22 protein-coding genes and 2 pseudogenes are annotated in these 22,089 nt (G+C 30.6%); 10 read left to right on the top strand and 14 right to left on the bottom strand.

Annotation, left to right across the window (positions count from 1 at the left end; translation table 11 throughout):
• Positions 1-47: 47 nt before the first annotated feature.
• On the top strand, positions 48-1,685 hold the full coding sequence (locus tag CQA76_RS04890; protein WP_137622324.1) for a 4Fe-4S dicluster domain-containing protein: 1,638 nt from the start codon (positions 48-50) through the stop codon (positions 1,683-1,685).
• Positions 1,686-1,890: 205 nt separating this feature from the next.
• Here the strand turns inward: CQA76_RS04890 and CQA76_RS04885 are convergent, their stop codons facing one another.
• From CQA76_RS04885 to CQA76_RS04870, 4 genes are all read right to left on the bottom strand, one after another.
• A complete protein-coding gene (locus CQA76_RS04885; RefSeq protein WP_137622323.1) occupies positions 1,891-2,382 on the bottom strand; it encodes a flavodoxin in 492 nt (163 codons plus the stop codon).
• Positions 2,382-3,062, bottom strand: a complete 681-nt coding sequence (locus CQA76_RS04880) for a hypothetical protein (RefSeq protein WP_137622322.1) — start codon at positions 3,060-3,062, stop codon at positions 2,382-2,384. Before CQA76_RS04880 ends, CQA76_RS04885 begins: the two co-directional genes overlap by 1 nt.
• Entirely contained in the window at positions 3,062-3,379 is a 318-nt protein-coding gene (locus CQA76_RS04875) for a DUF2325 domain-containing protein (protein ID WP_137622321.1), read from the bottom strand. Before CQA76_RS04875 ends, CQA76_RS04880 begins: the two co-directional genes overlap by 1 nt.
• Before the next feature lie 185 nt (positions 3,380-3,564).
• Positions 3,565-4,233 carry a helix-turn-helix transcriptional regulator gene (locus CQA76_RS04870; protein WP_137622320.1) on the bottom strand — a complete coding sequence of 223 codons (669 nt, stop codon included), beginning with the start codon at positions 4,231-4,233 and terminating at the stop codon, positions 3,565-3,567.
• 142 nt (positions 4,234-4,375) lie between these two features.
• On the opposite strand from CQA76_RS04870, the gene CQA76_RS04865 reads away from it, so the two are divergent.
• The 5 genes and pseudogenes from CQA76_RS04865 to CQA76_RS04845 all read left to right on the top strand — a co-directional run bounded on the left by CQA76_RS04865 (position 4,376) and on the right by CQA76_RS04845 (position 10,122).
• Positions 4,376-4,738: a Rid family detoxifying hydrolase gene (locus tag CQA76_RS04865; RefSeq protein ID WP_137622319.1), complete on the top strand. Its 363-nt coding sequence runs from the start codon at positions 4,376-4,378 to the stop codon at positions 4,736-4,738.
• Between the two features lie 3 nt (positions 4,739-4,741).
• A pseudogene (gene dcuC / locus CQA76_RS04860) lies at positions 4,742-6,234 on the top strand (C4-dicarboxylate transporter DcuC).
• 12 nt (positions 6,235-6,246) lie between these two features.
• Entirely contained in the window at positions 6,247-7,419 is a 1,173-nt protein-coding gene (gene metC, locus CQA76_RS04855) for a cystathionine beta-lyase (protein WP_137622318.1), read from the top strand.
• Positions 7,416-8,782, top strand: a pseudogene (purB, locus tag CQA76_RS04850) (adenylosuccinate lyase). Before metC ends, purB begins: the two are co-directional and overlap by 4 nt.
• 8 nt (positions 8,783-8,790) lie before the next feature.
• Positions 8,791-10,122, top strand: a complete 1,332-nt coding sequence (locus CQA76_RS04845) for an MmgE/PrpD family protein (protein WP_137622317.1) — start codon at positions 8,791-8,793, stop codon at positions 10,120-10,122.
• 32 nt (positions 10,123-10,154) lie between these two features.
• Here the strand turns inward: CQA76_RS04845 and CQA76_RS04840 are convergent, their stop codons facing one another.
• From CQA76_RS04840 to gap, 5 genes are read right to left on the bottom strand one after another with little or no spacing between them, the layout of a single operon-like run.
• Positions 10,155-11,663 carry a hydrogenase small subunit gene (locus tag CQA76_RS04840; RefSeq protein ID WP_137622316.1) on the bottom strand — a complete coding sequence of 503 codons (1,509 nt, stop codon included), beginning with the start codon at positions 11,661-11,663 and terminating at the stop codon, positions 10,155-10,157.
• 3 nt (positions 11,664-11,666) lie between these two features.
• A complete protein-coding gene (fabI, locus tag CQA76_RS04835) occupies positions 11,667-12,491 on the bottom strand; it encodes an enoyl-ACP reductase FabI (RefSeq protein ID WP_137622315.1) in 825 nt (274 codons plus the stop codon).
• Between the two features lie 3 nt (positions 12,492-12,494).
• Entirely contained in the window at positions 12,495-13,166 is a 672-nt protein-coding gene (locus tag CQA76_RS04830; RefSeq protein WP_137622314.1) for a triose-phosphate isomerase, read from the bottom strand.
• Positions 13,167-14,366 (bottom strand): phosphoglycerate kinase, encoded by a 1,200-nt coding sequence (locus CQA76_RS04825; protein WP_137622313.1) that lies wholly within the window; start codon positions 14,364-14,366, stop codon positions 13,167-13,169.
• A 1-nt stretch (position 14,367) separates the two neighbouring features.
• Complete coding sequence (gene gap, locus CQA76_RS04820) at positions 14,368-15,366, bottom strand: type I glyceraldehyde-3-phosphate dehydrogenase (protein ID WP_137622312.1); 999 nt, start codon at positions 15,364-15,366, stop codon at positions 14,368-14,370.
• Positions 15,367-15,426: 60 nt separating this feature from the next.
• Between gap and nadD the strand changes: the two genes are divergently transcribed.
• On the top strand, positions 15,427-15,972 hold the full coding sequence (nadD, locus tag CQA76_RS09215) for a nicotinate (nicotinamide) nucleotide adenylyltransferase (protein ID WP_232364900.1): 546 nt from the start codon (positions 15,427-15,429) through the stop codon (positions 15,970-15,972).
• Between the two features lie 27 nt (positions 15,973-15,999).
• Positions 16,000-16,329, top strand: coding sequence for a ribosome silencing factor (gene rsfS, locus CQA76_RS09210; protein WP_232364899.1), 330 nt, complete (start codon positions 16,000-16,002; stop codon positions 16,327-16,329).
• Between the two features lie 74 nt (positions 16,330-16,403).
• Here the strand turns inward: rsfS and CQA76_RS04810 are convergent, their stop codons facing one another.
• Together CQA76_RS04810 and CQA76_RS04805 are read right to left on the bottom strand one after the other, a co-directional pair.
• Positions 16,404-16,778 (bottom strand): DUF1090 family protein, encoded by a 375-nt coding sequence (locus CQA76_RS04810; protein WP_137622311.1) that lies wholly within the window; start codon positions 16,776-16,778, stop codon positions 16,404-16,406.
• 42 nt (positions 16,779-16,820) lie between these two features.
• Complete coding sequence (locus tag CQA76_RS04805) at positions 16,821-18,191, bottom strand: phosphomannomutase/phosphoglucomutase (RefSeq protein ID WP_137622310.1); 1,371 nt, start codon at positions 18,189-18,191, stop codon at positions 16,821-16,823.
• A 113-nt stretch (positions 18,192-18,304) separates the two neighbouring features.
• Between CQA76_RS04805 and fliL the strand changes: the two genes are divergently transcribed.
• On the top strand, positions 18,305-18,841 hold the full coding sequence (gene fliL / locus CQA76_RS04800; RefSeq protein WP_137622309.1) for a flagellar basal body-associated protein FliL: 537 nt from the start codon (positions 18,305-18,307) through the stop codon (positions 18,839-18,841).
• Positions 18,841-19,188: a holo-ACP synthase gene (gene acpS / locus CQA76_RS04795; RefSeq protein ID WP_137622308.1), complete on the top strand. Its 348-nt coding sequence runs from the start codon at positions 18,841-18,843 to the stop codon at positions 19,186-19,188. The genes fliL and acpS overlap by 1 nt, the downstream gene beginning before the upstream one ends.
• Here the strand turns inward: acpS and CQA76_RS04790 are convergent.
• Genes CQA76_RS04790 through CQA76_RS04780 form a run of 3 tightly spaced genes read right to left on the bottom strand, consistent with a single transcriptional unit; the run spans position 19,185 to position 22,083 of the window.
• Positions 19,185-19,592, bottom strand: coding sequence for a hypothetical protein (locus CQA76_RS04790; protein WP_137622307.1), 408 nt, complete (start codon positions 19,590-19,592; stop codon positions 19,185-19,187). The two genes, acpS and CQA76_RS04790, sit on opposite strands and share 4 nt — an antisense overlap.
• Positions 19,589-20,965 carry a cytochrome P450 gene (locus CQA76_RS04785; RefSeq protein WP_137622306.1) on the bottom strand — a complete coding sequence of 459 codons (1,377 nt, stop codon included), beginning with the start codon at positions 20,963-20,965 and terminating at the stop codon, positions 19,589-19,591. Before CQA76_RS04785 ends, CQA76_RS04790 begins: the two co-directional genes overlap by 4 nt.
• Positions 20,962-22,083 (bottom strand): DUF829 domain-containing protein, encoded by a 1,122-nt coding sequence (locus CQA76_RS04780; RefSeq protein ID WP_137622305.1) that lies wholly within the window; start codon positions 22,081-22,083, stop codon positions 20,962-20,964. The genes CQA76_RS04785 and CQA76_RS04780 overlap by 4 nt, the downstream gene beginning before the upstream one ends.
• Positions 22,084-22,089 lie beyond the last annotated feature (6 nt).

Below are 22,089 nucleotides of genomic sequence, written 5' to 3'. Positions count from 1 at the left end.
TTATTTTAACATAAAATTTAAAAAATATTTTTTAGAGGAAAAACTTAATGAAAGAATTTGTTTTTATAAAAAACAAAGATTTAATCCCCTTGCCTGATGAAATTGAAATTTGGGAAACAAATAAAGATATAGAAGTTTTAATCTCTAATGATAAAAAACAAAAATCTAGCATTTACGCTCCAGAAATTAATTTTTACCTTAGAAATTCTCAAGATGATGCCTTAGAAAAAGCTAAAAATATTTTAAAACTCTATCAAATTAGAAATCATATTTATGATTTTGGACTTGATTTTGAGGAAAATAAACCCATTCAAAAACGCATTATTCTTATTGATCTAGAAGAAGAACTTGCTAATTTTTTGAAAAAAAATGATTTTAAAGTTATTGCTTTAAAAAATGAAGAAGTCAAAGGTATTTTTGGGACTATAGGAGAATTATGTGCGATAATATCCGATGAAATAGAAATTGATTTTGATATTTTAATTTTCAATCACCAATGCTTAAGAAAGGATTTTTCAAGGCAAAGTGGCTGTTATGATATGCAAAATTTTAAAAATAAAGAAGCTCTGCTTGAATTTTTAAATAGTATTATCCCAAATTACACTTACAAAAATTATTTTTCCTATGATTTAAATATATGCCAATATCATTCAAGGCGTAGTGAGCATTGTGCTAAATGTGTTGAAATTTGTCCCGCAACAGCTATTTTAAAAGATGATGAAAATAAAAATCTAATTTTTTCACAAATAGATTGTTTGGAGTGTGGTTCTTGTATTAGCATTTGCCCTAGCGGATCGCTTGACAGCACTCATTTACCTAGAAACAGCTTTTTTGAAATTTGCAACTTTTTTAAAAAAAATAAAATTTTACTCATTTCAGAAAAAATTCCTCTAGAAAATTTAAATTTAGAACTTCCAAAAAATACCCTACCGCTAATCATAAAAGATGGATGGCTTACTCCTATGCATTTTTTAGCTCTTTTACAAAGTAGCGGTGCTAATATAGTCTTTTTCACTCAAACACTATCTCAAGGAAATTATGAAACTATAGAACTTTTAAATACTTTTTTTGAGAGAAAATTTAATAAAAAAGCTATTTTTATTGCTAATGAAGAATTAAATACTCATTTAAAGCAACAAGAATTTTTAGAAGATTTATATTTTGAATTTCATAATAATACTCTTAGCACAAGAGAAAATTTTTCTAAAAGAATGCAAAAACTTATACAAAATGATGATTTTGGTTCTTTAAAAAGCGGAGATTGGATAAGATATGGTAAAATAGAAATCAATACTCAAACTTGCACCCTTTGTCTTTCTTGCGTTGGAGCTTGTAATGTAGGGGCTTTAATCGCAGATCATAAAGAAAATGCTTTAAAATTTAATGCTTCGCTTTGCACTACTTGTGGGTATTGTGAAATGAGCTGTGCTGAAAAAGATACCTTAAAGCTAACAAGAAGTGGAATGGAATTCAATCCTAAGTTTTTTGAATATCAAACGATGGCAAAAGATGAACTTTTTGCATGTATAGAATGCGGAAAAGAATTTGCTACTAAAAAAGCTGTGCAAAAAATAGCAGAACTTATGAAACCTAAATTTAAAGAAGATCAAAATAAAATTAAAACACTTTATTGCTGTGCAGAATGCAAGGCAAAGGTCATGATAGAAGCAATAAAACAAGGTTGATTACTATTTTTGCAATCCAAATCAAACTTGTTATTTTATATCTCAACAACATTCTTTTTGAGATGAAGATATATTTTGGTTTTATTATTTTTTTATCTTTTTCTATAAAAAAACGATTTTTGCTTTAAAGTATAGGTTTTGAAAAAGCGGAGGTAAGTTAAAATAAAAAATTTTAAAATATCGACATAAAAGTCGATATTTTAAATTATGCAAAATAAGATTTAATTTGCTCTAACCAAGCATCAATTCTTGTTTCTGTCTGATCTTCTTGATTATCATTATCCAAAGCAAGTCCTACAAATTTACCATTTACTACTGCATCACTTGACTCAAAATTATAACCATCGGTTGAAACTTCACCAACTAAATTTGCTCCTGCATTTTTTAAATTTTCAGCCAATTTTCCCATACCGCCACAAAAAGTATCCGAATAACTTTCGCTATCACCCATACCAAAAACCGCTACAGTTTTTCCATTGAGACTTAGTCCTGAAAAATCAAAACCATCCCAATCATCTTGCAAATCTCCACTTCCCCAAGTAGAAGTTCCACAAATGAGTTTATCATAGGAATTGATTTTAGCTGCATCAATATCTGCGATATTTAATACATCACTGATTCCCAATTTTGAAGCGATCATATTCGCTGCACCTTCTGTATTACCCATAGCACTTCCATAAACTACTGCCACTGACATTATTTCCTCCTTATAAGTTGATTTGATATTTTATATGGGACTAATTTTAACATAGTTTTATTTAAATCACACAAAAAATGTTTGATTTCTATAAAATGCGTAAAATTTTCATTACGCGGACAAACTATATAAAATCTATCAAAATTATTTTCTCTTATTAAAGTTAATAATTTATGAATTTCATTTTCAATTTCTAAATTATGTATATCTATTTCCTTACAAAGTGGTAAAATTGCACATTTTTGATCAACGATAATAAGGTTATCTTTTTGATCGACTACTCTATCTATATTTTGCTTAGAAATTTTATTATAAACATAATCACAAAATAAATTATGAGTATTAAAACACATTCCATAATAATAATTTTTAAAAATTTGTTTTAGATTATATTTTTTCACGCTTTTTGTCTTAAAAATAAATCCCTTATTTGTTGCTTTAAGTCTCAATTTGAAAATATTTTTTATTTTTCCAAAATGAACATGAGAAATATCATAAATAAATTTTTCAAAAACATCACGAATACTCTTAGCATTCTTTCCGTAAAAAAGCGGAATTTTTAGTTTTTCATCTACGCAAAAATTATACTGAATTAAAAAAGTCATTATAAGATCTTGCTTATTTAAGGAGCTATAAATTTCAGGAATAATATCTTGATTCTGGTTAAAGCCGAACAACATTAAAACTCCTTAGTGCAAGAATTTTCTTTATCCAAGTTAAAAATCTTACAATATTCACAATATACACAATTAACACTTCTTTTGGCACATACTAATGGAATTTTTCTTTTTTTTGCCTCATTTTTGATTTTTTTCATTGTGTTATGATTTAAAAAACTCGTAAGCATAACTATACACTCTGTATCGCAAGGAATAGGCTTGCGATTAACTCTATTTTCATTACGTGCGTTCCAATGCTCAATTTTTTTAGCACCTAAATCATATAAAACTGCTTTTATAGGAGTGATTTCATCTGCACCGATAACTAAAACTGACATAACACCCTCTTTTTTATTTTGATAATTATTATTATAATATTATTAAGCTAAATTTATTTTGAAATTTATTATCATTTTATATTTTTTAAAATAATAAGGATCTAGTTGGGTTAATCTAAATCACGATAAAATTTTATCGTGATTATTTTTATAAAAAATGATGGTATTAAAATAGAATAAAATTCCTAATTTTTAAATTTTTTAAGATATCTATAAACACTAGGTTCTGAAATTTTTAAAAATTTTGCAACGATAGACACAGCACCTTTGATATTAAAAATACCTTTTTCATATAAGGTTTTTGCGATCTCTTCTTTTTGTGTAACGCTAAGCTGGTAATTTGAATTTAAATAATTCATATCAATATTTTGAGCTAAAATTTCCTCTATAGAACGGCTTAACGTTTCTACATTAGCCAAATCATTCATTTCCAAATTACTACTCTCATCTTGGCTTAAAAATTCACCCATATCATCTAACTTTTCTATATCTATAATCTTACAAACAGCATCTCTTATAATGCTAGTATCGTGATTTATGCACAAAATTCCTACAAGTTTATCAGCATTTTTTATAAAAAAAGTTGATCCTCTTACAAGCTTATTTTTTCCAATTAAAGCTTTATAATCATATAAAAAATCTTTTTTTAAATAAGCTTTTTTTTGTATGAGTTCACTTGCAAAAGCACTTAAGGGAGACTCAAGAGTTCTACCACTAATATGGCTGTTTTCAATAGCAGCAATATAAGCACCTTTTTTGTCTATAACATGAAAAACAACTTCATATTGTTTGCCTAAAACCTGCCCTAAAAATTTCGTTAGCTTAATGAATTGTTCCTTTTGTTTTTCATCCATTAAATCTTTCCTTTATCTTATTAAAGATTAAAATTATAAAAAATAATATTTTATTATCATAATAATAAAATATTGACAAATTATTCTTAAAATGATAATATTCTATTATAACAATAATAAATTTAATATTCAAGGAGAAAAAATGTCAAATTATCCAAAAGCTATTGGACCATACTCGGCTTATAGAGAAGCAAATGGGCTATTATTTATTTCTGGGCAACTTCCTATCAATCCTAATTCAGGGGAAATAGAAAGTGAAGATATAAAAGAACAAACTAAACAATCTTTAAAAAATATTGGGGCCATTTTAGAAGAAAATGGAATTGCTTATGATAAAGTGTTAAAAACGACTTGCTTTTTAGCTAATATTTCCGATTTTGTCGCTTTTAATGAAGTTTATGCCGAATTTTTCCAAGCTCCTTATCCTGCAAGAAGTGCTTTTGCTGTTAAAGATTTACCAAAAGGAGCTAAGGTGGAGATAGAGGTTATTGCCTCAAAAGGATAAAAAATGCTAGGCCTTATTTTTTCATTTGTAAGTATTTTTTTACTTATTTTCATGCTTTATAAAAAAGTCAATGCCCATATGGCATTGCTTTTAAGTGGATTTTTATTACTTGGCGTGGCAACAATTGCCGCATTTTTAATTCATATGTTCCCAGAACCAAATACCCCCCCCCATCGCAAATTTATAGTTTTTTAAAAAGCATAGATTTTTACGAATTAGGACATCCTATCCTTAAAAAAGGATCTTTAAATTTAGGATTTTTCGATATTTTCGAAGTTTTTAATCAAACTTTATCAAGCACTTTAGCAGGTCTTGGACTAACTTTGATGTGTATAGCTGGTTTTTCTGCGTATATGGATCATGTTGGAGCTTCTTATGCGCTTTTTAAAGTCTTTGAAAAGCCTTTAAAAATGGTAAAATCGCCCTATGTTTTACTCATACTTGCATATTTTATCACTCAACTTTTAGTTCTTTTTATACCCTCTCATGCTGGTTTAGCACTTTTGCTTATGGTAACAATGTATCCAATACTAGTTCGAACAGGAGTGTCTAAACTTTCTGCTTTGAGTGTGATTGCAATTTGTCAATATATCGATCATGGGCCTGGAAGTGGTAATGTGATCATGGCTTCAAAGGTAGCTAATATCGACCCAGCAATTTATTTTGTTCATTATCAACTTTCTACAACTTTGCCTATTATTATAGCTGTAGGTATTTCTATCTATCTTTGCAATTATTTTTTTGATAAAAAAGAACATTTTGTTTTTGATCCTCAAAAAGCTGAAGAAGAACTAAACGAAAACAAAGAAAAAGAAATCAAAAAACCACCTAAGATATATGCTCTTTTACCGATCATACCTTTGATTTTAATCCTAGGTTTTAGTTCTGTACTTGATAGTATTTTGGCTTTATTGCAAATTCATTATCAATCAAGTATTAAAATTAATGTTCCTGTTGCTATGATGATTTCAACTTTTATAGCCATTATTTTTGAGATGATGCGCTATAAAAGCGTTATTGAAACTTTAAATTCAATAATGATTTTCTTTAAAGGAATGGGGCATTTATTTGTGATTACAGTTTCGCTCATTGTTTGTGGTCAGGTATTTGCTAATGGGCTTTTATCAGTAGGTTTTGTAGATACCTTAATAGAAATTTTAAAAAATGCAGGTTTTGGAGTGCTAGCTATCATTATAGCTGTTTCCATACTTCTTGCTTTTTGTGCCTTTTTAATGGGTTCAGGAAATGCAGCGTTTTTTAGTTTTGCTCCGCTTATCCCAAATATAGCAAAACATTTTGGAATTGAAACCATTTCTATGATAACACCCATCCAAATCATGACAGGTTTTGGAAGATGTGTCAGTCCTATTGCTCCTGCGATTTTAGCGATATCTGCTATGACAAAACAGAGTCCCTTTGCAGTAGTAAAAAGAACGGCTATTCCTATGCTAGTAGCAAGTATTGTTAATATCATAATGACTTATATTTATCTTTAAAAAGGAGAAAAAATGAAACCAAAAACCAAGCTAATCCATCAAGGAAGAGGCGATCAAAATGCCGAGGTAAGATCGGTAAATCCAACTTTAATGCGTGCATCGACTATACTTTTTAAAGATCATGCAACTTGGCAAAAATACAGAGAATTAAGAAAAACTGAAAGAGTTTTAAGCTATGGAGCAAGAGGAACTGCTACTAATTTTGAACTTGAAAAACTCATTTGTGAATTAGAAGGTGGTTATAGAGCTCAACTTTTCCCTACTGGACTTGCAGCTTTAGCTATGGTGCTTTTAAATTATGCAAGCAAAGACGCACATTTTTTAATCACAGACGCAATTTATGGACCGGTTAGAACTATTTGTGACAAATTTTTAGAAAAAATAGGTGTTGAAGTTGATTTTTTAAAGGCTGATGCTAGCGATGTAGAGGAAAAAATCAAAGCCAACACTAAGCTGATTTTATGTGAAAGTCCAGGATCTATACTTTATGAAATAATTGATTTGCCAAAGCTTTGCAAAATTGCACATTCTCATAATATCCCAGTTGCCATTGATAATACTTATTCAAGTGGATATTTTTTAAATCCTTTAGAGCTTGGGGTTGATATTTCTGTTATCGCGGCAACAAAATATCTAAGCGGACATTCAGATGTTACCATGGGTATAGTAGTTTGCAACCAAAAAGAATGGAAAAATTTCAACGAACTTCCGGAAGCTTTTGGTTTTACTACAAGCCCTGATGATGTGTATCTAGTACTTAGAGGCATGAGAACTTTAGATGTGAGAATGAAAGCTCATGAAAAAAGTGCTGATGAAATAGTTGAATTTCTAAAAACAAGAAAAGAAATCAAAACTATTTTTTATCCAAAACTTAAATCTCACCCAAATCATGAAATTTTTATGCGCGATCATAAAGGAAGCAATGGAATGATCACTATAGAATTCAATGATGGATATGATCAAAATGATGCCATTGCTTTTGTGGATTATTTAAAATATTTTTCCATAGGGGCAAGTTGGGGTGGATATGAAAGCTTAGCCACAGTAACAACCCCTCCTAGAACTGCAAGTGATTGGAGTAAGAGAGGTCCATTTGTGAGATTTCACATAGGATTAGAAGATACCAAAGATCTTATAGCTGATTTAGAACAGGCTTTTGAAAAAATTAAAAAGGAGAAAAAATGACTGGAATAAGCGTATTTGATCATAAATTACTAGCAGATTCTTGGAGCACTCAAGAGATGCGTGCTATCTTTTGCGAAGAAAATCGCATCCAAAAATGGCTTGATGTTGAAGCAGCTTTAGCAAAAGCTCAAGCAAAACTTGGAATCATCCCTAAAAAAGCAGCCGATGAAATAGCTAAAAAAGCATATTATAAATTTATGGATATGGAATTTATTTTTGCAGAATTTAAAAAAACAAAGCATCCCCTAGTTCCTACAGTAAGAGGCTTAGAAAAAGCTTGTAAGGATAATTTGGGAGAATTTGTTCATTTTGGAGTTACCACTCAAGATATCATTGATACAGGCATTGTATTGCAATTTAAAGAAGCCATGCAAATCATCAAGCAAGAGTAAAAGCTATTGCAAAAGCCTTAGTAAAACTTGCTAAAACTCACAAAAATACTGCGATGATGGGAAGAACTTTAGCTTTACAAGCCTTACCTATAACCTTTGGACACAAGGTTGCTATTTGGCTTAGCGAACTTGATCGTCATTTTGAAAGAATATTAGAACTTGAAAAAAGACTTTATGTTGGAAGTATTGTAGGAGCCGTTGGAACTAAAGCAAGTTTAAGCGAAAAGGCTAATGAAGTTGAAAAACTAACTTTAGAAAATTTAGGTCTTTGTGTGCCAAATATTTCTTGGCAACCTGCACGCGATCGTTTTATAGAATTAGGGTATGTTTTAGGCAATATCAATGCAACTTTTAACAAAATCGCTCATCAACTTCTCATACTTTCACACAATGAAATTGATGAAGTAGCAGAACCTTTTGGAAAAGGTCAAGTAGGATCTAGCACTATGCCTCATAAAAGAAATCCTGCGGTCAGCGAAAATGCTGTTACGGTAAGCAATGCTTTAAAAGCAAATTTAGCCATACTTAGCGATATAGAAAGACATGAACACGAAAGAGATGGGCAGGTTTGGAAAATGGAATGGAAGCTTTTACCTGAAATATTTTTAATGCTTTCTGTAGTTTTAGCTAATATGAAATTTGCATTAAGTGATTTAGAAATTAAGAAAGATAAAATGCTTAAAAATTTAAATACTCTTCATGGTTTTGTTTTAGCAGAACGCGTTATGTTTGCTCTAAGTGATCACTACGGTAAGCAACATGCCCATGAAATCGTTTATGAAAACGCTATGTTGGGTATCGAAAAACAAAAAACCTTCAAAGAAGTTTTACTAGCCGATAAAAGAGTTTCTAAGGTTTTAAAAGAAAAAGAAATTGATGTTTTGCTTGACGCAACTACTTACGTAGGTTATGCACCAAAACTTGTAGATGAATTTTTAGCAAAAATCAAAAATAGTGCTATTTTGAAATAGGAAAGCAAATGTTTTATAGTGAAAAATTAGCTGAATTTATTATGAAATTACATTTTGATGATATACCTCAAAATGTAATTTGCAGAGCTAAAGAACTCATGCTTGATAGCCTTGGGACAGCCTTAGCTGCTCACAAAGAAGAATGTGTTTTAAATGCTTTAAATGCCTTAAAAACCGAAGGAAATACGACCGTTTGGGGGCAAGATCAAAAAATAGATGCCATTAATGCAACCATGCTTAATACAATCGCTTCTCATGCTCTTGATTTTGATGATACTCACACAGAAGCGATTTTACATGCTAGTGCTTTTTTAACTCCACTTTGCTTAAGCTATGGTTTTAGTGTTTGCAAAGACGCAAAACAAATTTTAAAAGCTTTTATTATTGGTTGGGAAATAGCCGCTAGAGTGGGTATTGCGAGTAAAGGAAGTTTTCATAAACGTGGCTTTCACACAAGTGCTATTGCTGGAATTTTTGGAAGTGTAAGCGCAAGTGCGGTTTTGCTAAATTTAAACAAGGGACAAATTATCAATGCCTTGGGTCTTGCTGGAAGTTTTGCAAGTGGAGTGAATGAATTTTTATCCAATGGATCTAATTCTAAAGTTTTACATTTAGCAAATGTTGTAAAAAATGGTATTTTGGTTGCAAATTTAGCTAAAAATAATATGAGTGGGCCTTTGAGTATTTTTGAAGGAAGAGATAATATTTTTAAATGCTTTGGCATAGAAGAAAACTCGGATAAAACAGAACTTGATAAAGCTTTAGGTCAAATTTGGCAGATCATGCAAGTTTCTATCAAACCTTATCCAAGCTGCCATTTTACGCATGGTTTTATTGAGTGTGCTATTTCTTTAAAAAATGATGGTTTAAAAGCCGATGAAATAAAAAATATCCATTGTTTTGTTGATGAGGTTCCTATTTCTTTTGTTTGTGATCCAATTGAAAAAAAATATCAACCAAAAACTGCCTATGAAGCTAAATTTTCCTTACCTTTTTTAATGGCTTTAGGTTTTTTTGATGGTAAAATTACATTAAATTCTTATGAAAATTTAACGCGTAAAGAACTTATAAATTTTGCACAAAAAATCACTTATGAGAAAAAACAATCTACAGGATTTCCAAAATATTTTCCAGGACATATAAAAGTAACTTTGCAAAATGGAGAAGTCATTCAAAAAGATGTTTTTATTAATAGAGGAAATTTTGATAACCCTTTAAGCTTTGAAGAATTAAAAGAAAAATTTTTAAATAATGCCCAATTAAGCCTTACAGAAGAAAAAGCTAATGATGTGCTAAAACAAATTATGAATTTGGAAAATCAAAAAGATTTTATACTTTAATCAAAGGCTTTTGTTTAAAAAACAAAAGCCTCTTATAGATTAACTATTTTTGGATTGTTAAATTCTAATACGTCTTTAACGCTCTTTTCAAAAGCCTTTAAAACACTAAAAGCAATGCCTTCAAAATCAAGCCCACCACAAAGATAAATTAAAGGCATACGAAAAGACTTGCTTACATCAAGTTTAGGTTTTTCACCACTTAAGTTTAATTTAAAATCATAAGGACTAGCGTGTTTAAAAGTATAATTTTGCGCTGCATTTAAAAAATCTTCTTTATTTTTTAAAAACTCTCCCTTAGCTAAAATAAAATTGATTTCAAGGTATTTCCAAAAATCACTTGAAATATTTGAGCTTTCGTCAAAATTTTTCTCTATAAAGGCATAGTTTGCTTCAAAACTTTTTTTATAATTTTCAACCAATAAAGCTCCTAATTTATTTTTAGCTATATTTTGCAAAATTAGCTTTATATTAGTTTCAAATTCAAAATCTATATTCGATAAAGTCTTTATTTGCTCTTCTAAAATAAATTGAGTTGAAAAATCTTTATTTTGCAATTTTGCATAAGAAAAAATGTTTGCCATAGGTTTTTCATAATTACCAAATTCATCCCAAAAATTCTTTTCACTGCACGCGATACAACCATGTCCAGAAGCAACTGGCCAAGAGGTTTTAGAATTAAATTTAACTTTTGGACAATTATTGTAAGTATAAGGGCCTTTGCAGCCTATTTTAAAAAGACAAGCTCCATTTTTCGCCGCTTCATCGTCAAAATGTTCTGCAAAAATTCCACTCTCAAATTTAGCTTTTCTTTCACACATATCATGCAAACATTTACCATAAGCCCATACAGGACGATTTTGCTCATCTAATTCTGGAAGAATTCCAAAAAGTGCAAAAAACGCCAAATTTGCAATAATATTAACATCACTTGGTGGACAACCTGGGATATTAACCACTTTTTGAGTTAAGACTTCAGAAATTCCACAAGTCTTACTAGGATTTGGATACGCAGCTTGAATTCCTCCATAAGAAGAACAAGTTCCAATTGCATAAATAGCCTTAGCCTTTTTGGCTAATTTTTGTAAAATTTCATGACCACTTTCAGCGTTAGCACCTATAGTTAAGAAAAAGGTATCAATTGCAGCAACCCCACCTTCAACAGCCAAAAGAAAATCTTGATCTAAAATATCTTCTATAAGCTCTTCGGCTTTTGTTCCGTTTGCAGCCATCAAAGTTTCGTGATATTCTAAAGAGAAAAAGTCAAATATAAATTCATCAAAACTCGGTAATTCAGAACGCAATAAACTCTCACTGCAACCGGTGCACTCACAAAGATGAAGCCAAACTACTTTCATTTTTGGAGCTATTTCGAAAAATTGTTTAGCTAAAGATGGAATTTCATTTCCTAAAGATAAATGCTTAACAATGGTTTTTACACTTTCTTCATTGATAATCTTTTCATCTTCTAAACTTGAATTTTTAATTTCAACTATACGATTTTCGAGTATAGTTTTTAATTCTTCATTGCTAAGCTTTGCCATGTTCTATCCTTTTATATTATCCCAGCAAAGAACAGTATTACCCTGTTCATCCTTTTCAACATCTCCCATTCCCATGATATTATATCCTGCATCTACATAATGAATTTCCCCGCTAACCCCACGAGACAAATCGCTAAGCAAATACATAGCCGAATTTCCAACATCTTCTATGCTAACATTGCGTTTTAATGGAGCATTGACTTCATTGTATTTTAATATCATTCTAAAATCCCCTATCCCACTAGCCGCTAAAGTCTTTATAGGGCCTGCTGAAATAGCATTAACGCGAATTCCTTTCACGCCTAAATCCCTAGCTAAATAACGCACAGAACTTTCAAGTGCTGCTTTTGCCACGCCCATAACATTATAATGCGGTACATATTTTACCCCGCCAAGATAGCTTAAAGTCAAAATAGAAGAATTTTCATTTAAGACAGGTAAAACCGCACGGGTTAAAGAAAGTAAAGAATACACAGAAGTTCCCATTGCTATATCAAAAGCTTCTTTTGAAGTTTGTAAAAAATCATTTTCTAAAGCTTCTTTAGGAGCATAAGCAACCGCATGCACAAGAAAATCAATGTTTCCTAAATCTTTTTTAATTTTATCTCCAATACTAGATAAATGTTCTTCATTATTCACATCAAGTTCATACACAAAACGAGAACCCAGTTCTTCAGCAATAGGCTCTACACGTTTTTTCAACGCATCGTTTAAAAAAGTAAAAGCTAAATCTGCACCTTGCTCACGACAAGCTTTTGCTATACCATAAGCAATTGATTTATTGTTAGCAACTCCTACAATAAGACCTTTTTTGCCTTTCATTATCATCTTCTATCCTTTAATTAATTTTATAAAATTCTCAACCTTTAAAGCAGCAGAGCCTATTAAAACCCCTCCGCATTCTTTAATGCTCAAAATTTCTTTAATATTATTTTCATTCACGCTTCCACCATAAAGTAAAGGTGCTTGAGTTAAAGTGGCTAAATACTCAAGAACTTTACTGATATCTTTAATATCAGCACTCACCCCAGTTCCAATAGAATAAATAGGTTCATAGGCAATAATTAAATTTTCATATTTTAAATCGATTATATCGAGTTGGGATTTTAAAAATTCCAAAGTTTTTCCTGAATTTTTTGTTTTTAAATCCTCTCCTATACAAAAAACTATTTTATATTTATGATTTTTTGCAAAATCAAATTTAGATTTTATTAACGCTTCGTCACCTAAAATTCTTCTTTCAGAATGCCCTATCAAAACACACTTAATACCAAATTCGTCCAAATGCTCTTTTCCAAGCTCACCTGTAAAAGCTCCATTAATACAAGGATAAAAATTTTGTGCTCCTTGTATAAAATTGGTTTGAGATTCTAAAAAAGCAATACTAGGTGGAAAAACGATAATATCGTCACATTTTACACCTATAGTTTTATTTAAAACATCAGCATAATTTTTAAAACTCGATCTTGTATGATTACATTTTAAATTTGCAGCAAAAATCATTTAATTCTCCTTCGCTCTTAAAACTTTAATACCTGGAAGTTCCTTGCCTTCTATAAGCTCAAGAGAAGCACCTCCACCTGTTGAAATAAAAGTCATTTCATCCGCATCCCCTGCACGTGCAACCGCATCAGCTGTATCTCCTCCTCCTACAACAGAAGTAGCATGCCCTTCACTGATATAATGGCTCATTTTTATGCTACCTTTTGAAAATTTATCAATTTCAAAAACCCCCATAGGCCCATTCCACCAAATCGTTTGTGCATCAGAAATCGCCTCTTTAAAAAGCCTTACGCTAGCAGGTCCGATATCTAATCCCATCCAACCACTAGGAATTTCTTGAATAGGAGCAAATTTCATTGGTGATTCTTGTGAACAAGAAGGAGCGGCGACAACATCTACAGGTAAATAGATTTTTACCCCCAAACTCTTACCTTTAGCTAGAATTTGACTTGCTTCTTCTAAAAGATCTTCTTCTAAGAGCGAATTTCCTACATCATAACCTAAAGCTTTTAAAAAAGTAAAAGCCATACCGCCACCGATAATCAGCTTATCAACTTTAGGAAGTAAATTTATCAAAGCTTGTAATTTTCCACTCACTTTAGATCCTCCTACAACAGCAACAAAAGGACGCACTGGGCGTTTGATAAGATTGATAGCAAAATCAATTTCTTTTTGGAGTAAAAAACCTGCTCCTTTATGATTTTCATCAAAAAATTCAGTGATAGCTTCAACACTTGCATGTGCTCTATGACAAACTCCAAAAGCATCATTGATATAAATTTGAGCCATAGAAGCAAGTTCTTTGGCTAAATTTTTGTCATTTTTAATTTCGCCTTTTTCAAAACGCAAATTTTCAAGCATTAAAATTTGGCCTGCTTTCAAAGCGGAGGCTTTATTTTTTGCATCTTCTCCCACAACGTCTTTAGCCATGATAATCTCTTTATCTAAAAGCCTAGCTAAACGCTTAGCAATAGGATCTAAAGAATATTTAGAACTGATTTCTTTTGGACGTCCTAAATGTGAAGCTAGGATAATACTACATCCACGATCTAAACAATATCTAATAGTAGGAATGGCTGAACGAATGCGTCTATGATCTGTAATATTTAAAAAATCATCTTGTGGAACATTAAAATCGCATCTTATAAAAACTTTTTTATGATCTAAATCAAGATCTTTGATCGAAATAATACCATTCATTTTAATTCCTATTTGCGATATAAACGGCCATATCGACTAAACGGCTTGAATAGCCCCATTCATTATCATACCAAGCAATTACTTTTACCAAATCATCGGCTATAACTTGAGTTAAATCGCTTGCCACAATAGCTCCATAAGAACAAGAAATGAAATCGCTAGAAACCCTTTCTTCATCATCTACCATCAAAAAACCTTTTAAATTTGACGTTGAAGCCTGTCTAAAAGCATCATTGATTTCTTCCTTTTTAACCTTACGATCAAGTAAAACAGTCAGATCAACACTTGATACATCAACAACTGGAACGCGCATACTTTGCCCATGAAGCTTTCCATCAAGCTCTGGCATAACAAGTTTCATAGCCTTAGCAGCGCCGGTAGAAGTTGGGATAATATTTTGCGCTGCAGCACGTGAGCGACGTTTATCTCTAGCTTTAGCATCGATAATGCTTTGCCCATTGGTATAAGCATGTATGGTTGTCATAAGTCCTTTTTTGATCCCAAAATTATCTTGTAAAACTCTACAAACTGGTCCTAGGCAATTTGTAGTACAACTTGCATTGGAAATAATTTTTTCTCCGTGATAAAGATCAGAATTAACACCTAAAACATAAGTAGGAGTGTTATCTTTTGCAGGAGCACTCATTATAACTTTTTCTACGCCCATATTTAAAAATTCTTGACATTTTTCTGTTGTTAAATGTGCTCCTGTACATTCTAAAACAATTTGAGCTCCATATTTAGCAAAGTCTAATTCTTTAATGTCGCGACTTTTAAAAACCTTTATTTTTTTATTATTAATTATTAAATCATCACCTTTGCTTTCTACATTTCCTTTAAATTCTCCATGCACCGTATCGTATTTAAAAAGATATTTTGCAAGCTCTATATCGGTGGTATCATTGATCGCTACAAGCTCTATATCATTCCTTTGTAAAATTATCCTTGCAACACATCTACCTATGCGTCCAAAACCGTTAATAGCAACTTTTACGGCCATTTTATTTTCCTTTGCAATTTTTTTATGCTAATATTCTACTAAAAAAAGGTTAAAAACTAAATGAAAATCGCACTTTTTGGAGGTAGCTTTGATCCACCACATAAAGGACACGATGGCGTTATAAAAGAGGCTTTACAAACCCTTGAAATCGATAAATTAATTATCATGCCAACTTTTATCAATCCTTTTAAAAAAGGTTTTTTTGCTGATGAACAAAAAAGATTAGAATGGGTAAAAAAACTTTGGGGAAATTTGGATAAAATTGAAATTTGTGATTTTGAAATCAAGCAAAAACGTCCAGTTCCTAGCATAGAAAGCGTAGAATACCTTTATAAAATTTATCAACCAAATAAATTTTACTTTTTAATTGGTGCGGATCATTTAGAAAAACTTCACCTTTGGCATAATTTTGAAAAATTAAATTCTTTAGTCGAATTTATCATTGCTAATCGTGATAATATAGAAATTCCAAAAAAATTCAAAGATTTAAAAACCGATATTCACATAGCTTCTTCTTTTATACGTGATACACTGGATACAGATAAAGTATGCGAAAAAATTAAAGATGAAGTAAAAAATTATTATAAAAAATTCCAAAAAAATTGATACAATTTCAAAAATTAAAGGAAAAAAATGCAAGAAAGAATTGATTTAATTGTTAAAATTTTAGATGAAAAAAAAGCTGAAGATATAAAAATTTTTGATATGAGCGAACAAGAATATTTTGTAAAATACGTTATTATAGCAGCAACTTTAGGAGAAAAACACGCTTTATCTTTAATTGATGAGTTAAAAACCAAACTCAAATCCAAAGGTGAAGAATTCTTAAATATAGATAGCAGCGAAGAATGGAGTGTGATTGATTTGGGCGATATTTTAATCCATCTTTTAACACCTGAACATAGGGGAATTTACAATATAGAAGAATTATTAGAAAGTTTGAAAAAAAATAAGGTTGATTAAATTAAATATTCTCTATGATTTTATAAAATCATAGAGAATAAGTTTCAAATAAAATTATTGCGACAAGATCAAATTTAAAGATTATCAATATATTCTTCAATTTCTTTTTTAATTTTATTTTTTTGTTCTTTTAATGCCTTTTTCTTAGCTTTATACTCAACTTTACTCATATAATCCTTCTTTTCATCCAAAGCATCAAGTTCCTTTTCTATTTTTTCTACTTCTTGTTCTTTGAGTTTTTTAGCTTCTAATTTTTTATCATAATAAAGAGGATCTTTGCTACAATCACTTTGCACTTCCTTTAAAGCAAGTTCTAACCTTAACTTTCTTGCGGCATCGTTATGAATTTTAGCAAATTCAATTTCTTTATTAATACGTTCTATTTTTTTATCACACTCGCTTGCAAATACCACGCTACATAATGCCATCAAAACCCATATCTTTTTCATTGAAGACTACTCCTTAAAAATTAAAACGACAATACTATCTTATCAATTCTTAAATTTTAATTTAATTTGTTCAAACAAGCCTAAAACTCCATTTTTAAGTTCATTTGCCTTTTCTAAAGAATTTGCTTCAAAACGAGTTATAAGGTATGGGCTCGTATTGGATGCTCGAAGCAAAGCCCAACCATAACCAAAATCAATTCTAGCTCCATCAATCTCACAAAGACCTTTTACACCCTCTAAAGCACCGCTTTCAACCGCTTTTTTAAATTCATCTACAAGTTTAAATTTGTCCTCTTCATTGACTGGAATTTTAATTTCTGGAGTAGTATATAACTTAGGTAACTCTTTAATCATACCCTCTAAGTCAAATCCTTTATGAACAAGCTCTAAAGCTCTTAAAAAAGCATAAATTCCATCATCGTATCCAAAATATCTATGTTTGAAAAATATATGCCCGCTTACTTCTGCAGCCAAATCAATATCTTTTTCTTTCATCATTTTTTTGATATTTGAATGTCCTGTTTTTCCCATAAAAATAGTTCCAAATTTAGCAACCTCATCAAAAAGATTTTTACTGCATTTAACTTCTCCTAAAATTCTTGGATTTGGAATATTTTTAGCAAACAAATAACAAAGTTCATCTCCGCAAAAAACATGAGTTTTACTTAAAGCCACCATTCTATCCGCATCGCCATCAAATGCAAAAGCAAGTCCATAATCTTCATTTTGCTTTAAAAAATCTTTCACAGCTTCTAAATTTTGCTCTTCTGTTGGATCGGGTGCGTGATTTGGAAATTGACCATCTGGATTGGCAAACATAACATGAGCTTTTAAATTTAACACCTTAATTAAAGGTTCTATCACAACTCCGGCTGCTCCATTGCTACAATCAATAGCAAATTTATAATGAAAATCTTTTAAAAAGCTAAATTGTTTAGTCATAAAATCCACATAAAGATTTAAAATATCATATTTTTGTGCATTAAAATTATCTTCAATCTCATCATCTAAATGTTTATAAACCTCTTTAGAAAATTCCTTTAATTCTGCTCCAAAAAAACTCTCTTTACCTATGGTGATTTTAAAACCATTATAATCTTTTGGATTATGTGATCCTGTGATCATAATATTTGCATCAAATTTTAATCCTTCATAAAGACTAAAATATCCAAGTGGAGTTGGTACAAGCCCTATATCATAAACCTTGATTCCTGTTTTGTTCAGTCCGCTTAGTAAATATCCAAAAAGTTCCTTAGCACTGTATCTGGCATCATAACCCACGCTTACATTTTTACAACCTTTTTTAAGCATGGTTTTACCCAAACAAAAACCTATTGCTTTAACACTTTTTTCATGAAGTTCTTTTCCATAAAGCCCACGTATATCATATTCTCTAAAAATCACGTCTAGCATATAAAATCCTTTAAATAATTTAAAAAATTTCTTTAGTATTAAAATAAATTTGGCATAGATAAAGAAAAATTTGCTACAATTTTACATCAATTTCATTAAATAAGGAAATTTTTATGGATGAAGAATTAGAAAACGAAGAAGGTAAAAAGAAAAAAGGCGGTTCGCTTGTAATCATTATCGTTGTCTTGCTTTTTGTTTTACTTCTTAGTATTATGGGTGTCATTGCTTGGCTGATTTCAAGTAGTTCAAGTGACGAAAGTGAAGTCAAAGAAGCTCCAAAAGAGGAAGCTAAAACCAATAAACCAAAAGTCGCGGCTCCTGCCCAGCGTGGTAGTGATTATGCTAATATAGGTCCTATGTATCCGCTTGATCCTTTTACGCTTAATTTACTTAGTGATAGTGGTTCAAGATATGTAAAATGCACTATAGAACTCGAACAAAATAGTGAGCTTTTAAAACCGGAACTTGATAAAAAAGTAGCTGTTATCCGTGATATTATCATCAGAACTTTAACTGCAAAAACTTTTGAGGAAGTAAGCACACAAAAAGGAAAAGAACGCTTAAAAGATGAATTAGTAGGAAAAATAAATGAAATTTTAACCGATGGCTTCATTAAAAATGTTTATTTTACAGATTTTGTAGTTTCTTGATGCGTGTAGGTTGTGATATTGTTGCTATTAGCAGAATAGAAAAAATTTATAAAAAACATGGAGAAACTTTTTTAAATAAATTTTTAAGTTCTAAAGAACAATTATTGATCAAAAATCCTGCGAATCTAGCAGGACTTTGGGCAGCAAAGGAAGCTGCTAGCAAGGCTTTAGGAGTTGGAATTTGTGATCTTTGTGGATTTTTAGATATAGAAATTTCTAAAGATGAAAGAAATGCTCCTAAGCTTAAGTATTCTCAAAAAATCATAAATGAGTTTAATATAACCCAAAGCTCTCTTAGTATTTCTCACGATAACGGTTTTGCTATAGCTATAGTCGCCTTAGTTTAATTTCCTATTGTTTGTTTATCTAAGTTCTTTGAAAGTATAAAATCCACAACAGGCTGCTCCCTTTTATTGGCTCTTTTGCAATGATCTTTTTGAAAAAAATCCGTGATTTTAATCACTATTCTAGCCCATTTTTTATGATTTCTTTCTCTCCATGCATGAGAAGACACACTCTCCCATGCATAACCATTGAACAAACTTGCATTTACAAAATGATCGAGTGCTCTCACACCTTGTCTAGCACGTGCGGTATTAAAAAAAATTCCTACAATTACGATAAAAATATAACCCAAAACTGCCAAAGGAACAATAGCACAAAGCAATAAAGTCCCTGCCAATTTTTCTCTTATATTACCATTGAGTTTATGTTTTAAGTGAATAAAAATAGTTTTAAATCTATTTTTCATCCTTGTAAATTCCTTTTACTGAATTTTATTCTCATACCATTAGCCGATCTTATTGTTAAACGCCCTACCACATCGGGTACAAAACCTTCTTCAAGTTCTAGTTTATAGGTTTTTAAAATATTTGCTAAAATCAAAATAGCCTCTTGCATTGCAAAACCTTGTCCTATACAGATTCTTTCCCCTGCTCCAAAAGGTAAATATGCGTCTTTTTTATATTCTTTATCAAAGCGAGAAGGATCAAAACCATTAGGATTTTCCCAAAAACTTTCATGACGATGTATTAGCCAAGGTGCTATTACAACTCCTGATCCTTTTTTAATCAATTTATCTCTAACTTTTGTATCTTTATTTGCTTCCCTTGCAAAAAATCCTACAGGGGGATAAAGTCTTAATGATTCTTTAAAAATATTGGTTAGATACTTAAATTGCCTTAAATGCAAAATTCCAATATTATCATTTTTTAAAACTTGAATGATTTCTTCATAGGCCTTTTCTTGTTCTTTAGGATAAAGACTAAGCAAATAAAGCGTCCAAGTTAAAGAACTAGCTGTTGTTTCATGACCTGCCAAAAAAAGCATAGCAACTTGATCTAAAATTTCTTCAAATGAAAAACGCTTATTGGTTTCTGAATCAATCACCAAAAGCAAAGAACTTAAAATATCCTCGAATTTTCCCAAATCTCCCGAGCTAACAGCCTCATAACGAGGTTTTATAATATCGCTTAAAACCTGCCTTATCGTATCCCCTGCTTTTGCACGTTTGCGATCTCCTAGTATATAAGAAAGCCATTTTGGAAAATAAAACATACGACGCATAGCTGTATGCACGCTTTGTTCTTGAAAAATGACAAAAGCATCAAGAATTCTTTTACCTTTTTTCTCATCAAGTTTAGAAGACATAATGGTGCGAAAAATAACATCAGCCGTTACAAAGGTCATCGCTTCATCCACTTCGATAATAGAATGGTTAGGGTATTGATTAAAACGATCCATCATATCCGCTACAGCTTCACTCATAAGATTGAAAACCTTATTAATACGCGTCATTTCAAAACTAGGTCTTAGAAGTTCACGTTGTTTTTTCCAAACTTCTCCATTGGTAGTAAAAATACTCTCTCCCAAAAGTGGGCTTAGAAGCTCATGCAAAAAAGCACTTTTTGGAAATTCTCTAACCTCATCAACCATCATTCTTTTGACTTCTTTGGTATCATTGATAACATAAAGATCAAAATTAGGCATTTTTACATAACCCGTTTGCATTTTATAACTACGTTCATAAAGTCCATCAAGCCAAGATCTGCGTTTAAGTAAAAAAGTTAAAAATGTAGAGGCTTTGTTTTTATAAGGTTTTGGGTAAAAGGGACATTGACTCATATTTTTACCTTTTCTTCTAAAAATTGAGATGACAAAATAAAATTAAAAAAATCATAACCACCTTTAATGCTTGGACTATAAAGGTATAAAAAATGTGCTTTATTTTTGTCTCTTTTAATTTTTCTATATTCATCTTTTTCATACAGAGTGTGAAATTTAGAATTTAAAAAATGCGGAGTAAATTTAGCATCTACTCCGCTTGTACGAAAAAAATCTACTTGAGGAAAACACGCTCCATCAATAATTGAAGTATAATCATACCATTTTAAATCAAATTTTGAAATAAATTCTAATTTTTCTCTAAAATCATGAGATTTTTTTTGATAACTCACCAATGGAATACATTCTCCAAGAGTAAGAATTTTTAGCTTGTTTAACACATTGTCTTCTAAATTCTGTTTTAAAATAAAATCCAAAACCTCGATACAAACTATTGTTCCAACACTATGTGCTATTAAAATCAGCTCATAATTTTCATTATCCTTGTTTTGTTGCAAATTCTTTAAAACTTCATTGGCAAAAAGTTTAATTCTCTCTTCCATTAAACCTTTTTTTTTATCTTGCCAAGTGGCACAAAAAGCACAAATTCTAGCTATCCAAAATACTGCTAATTTTCTACCAAATTTAAATAAAAAACGAAAAATTAAAAAAGAAAGCAAAAGTCCTAAAATGATTGAAAAAGAAAAATGAATATAATTTTGAGTAAGAAAAAAAGCTTCAACACCAACAGATAAAGAAAAGATTAAAGAAAAAAGCACATAAAAAAAGGGATAATATCCTGTGATAAGCTGATAGATGGACTCTTTTCCAAATTTAATAAAAAGTCCCGTAATAGTATAAATTTTAAAAAAACTATAACAATCTTTTAAAGCGTCTATATAACTCTCCGACCAATTTTTTTTGACTATATCGTTCCAAGTTAAAAAATGATATTTTATTTTTACATTTTGAGTATCAACCTTAAAAAAAGGAAAGGCATTGTTTTTATTAACTTTACTTATATCTACATCAATGTCAAATCGAGTAGAATATTTTTTTAAATTCTTTCTAAATAAATCATAATAAAATCTATAACTTTTAGGATCATACCCTGCTATATAAAATACTTCTCTATTCATTGAAAA

The sequence above is a fragment of the Campylobacter aviculae genome (genome assembly GCF_005406215.1).
GTDB lineage: Bacteria > Campylobacterota > Campylobacteria > Campylobacterales > Campylobacteraceae > Campylobacter_D > Campylobacter_D aviculae.
This window is presented reverse-complemented; position numbering and strand designations above follow the sequence as displayed.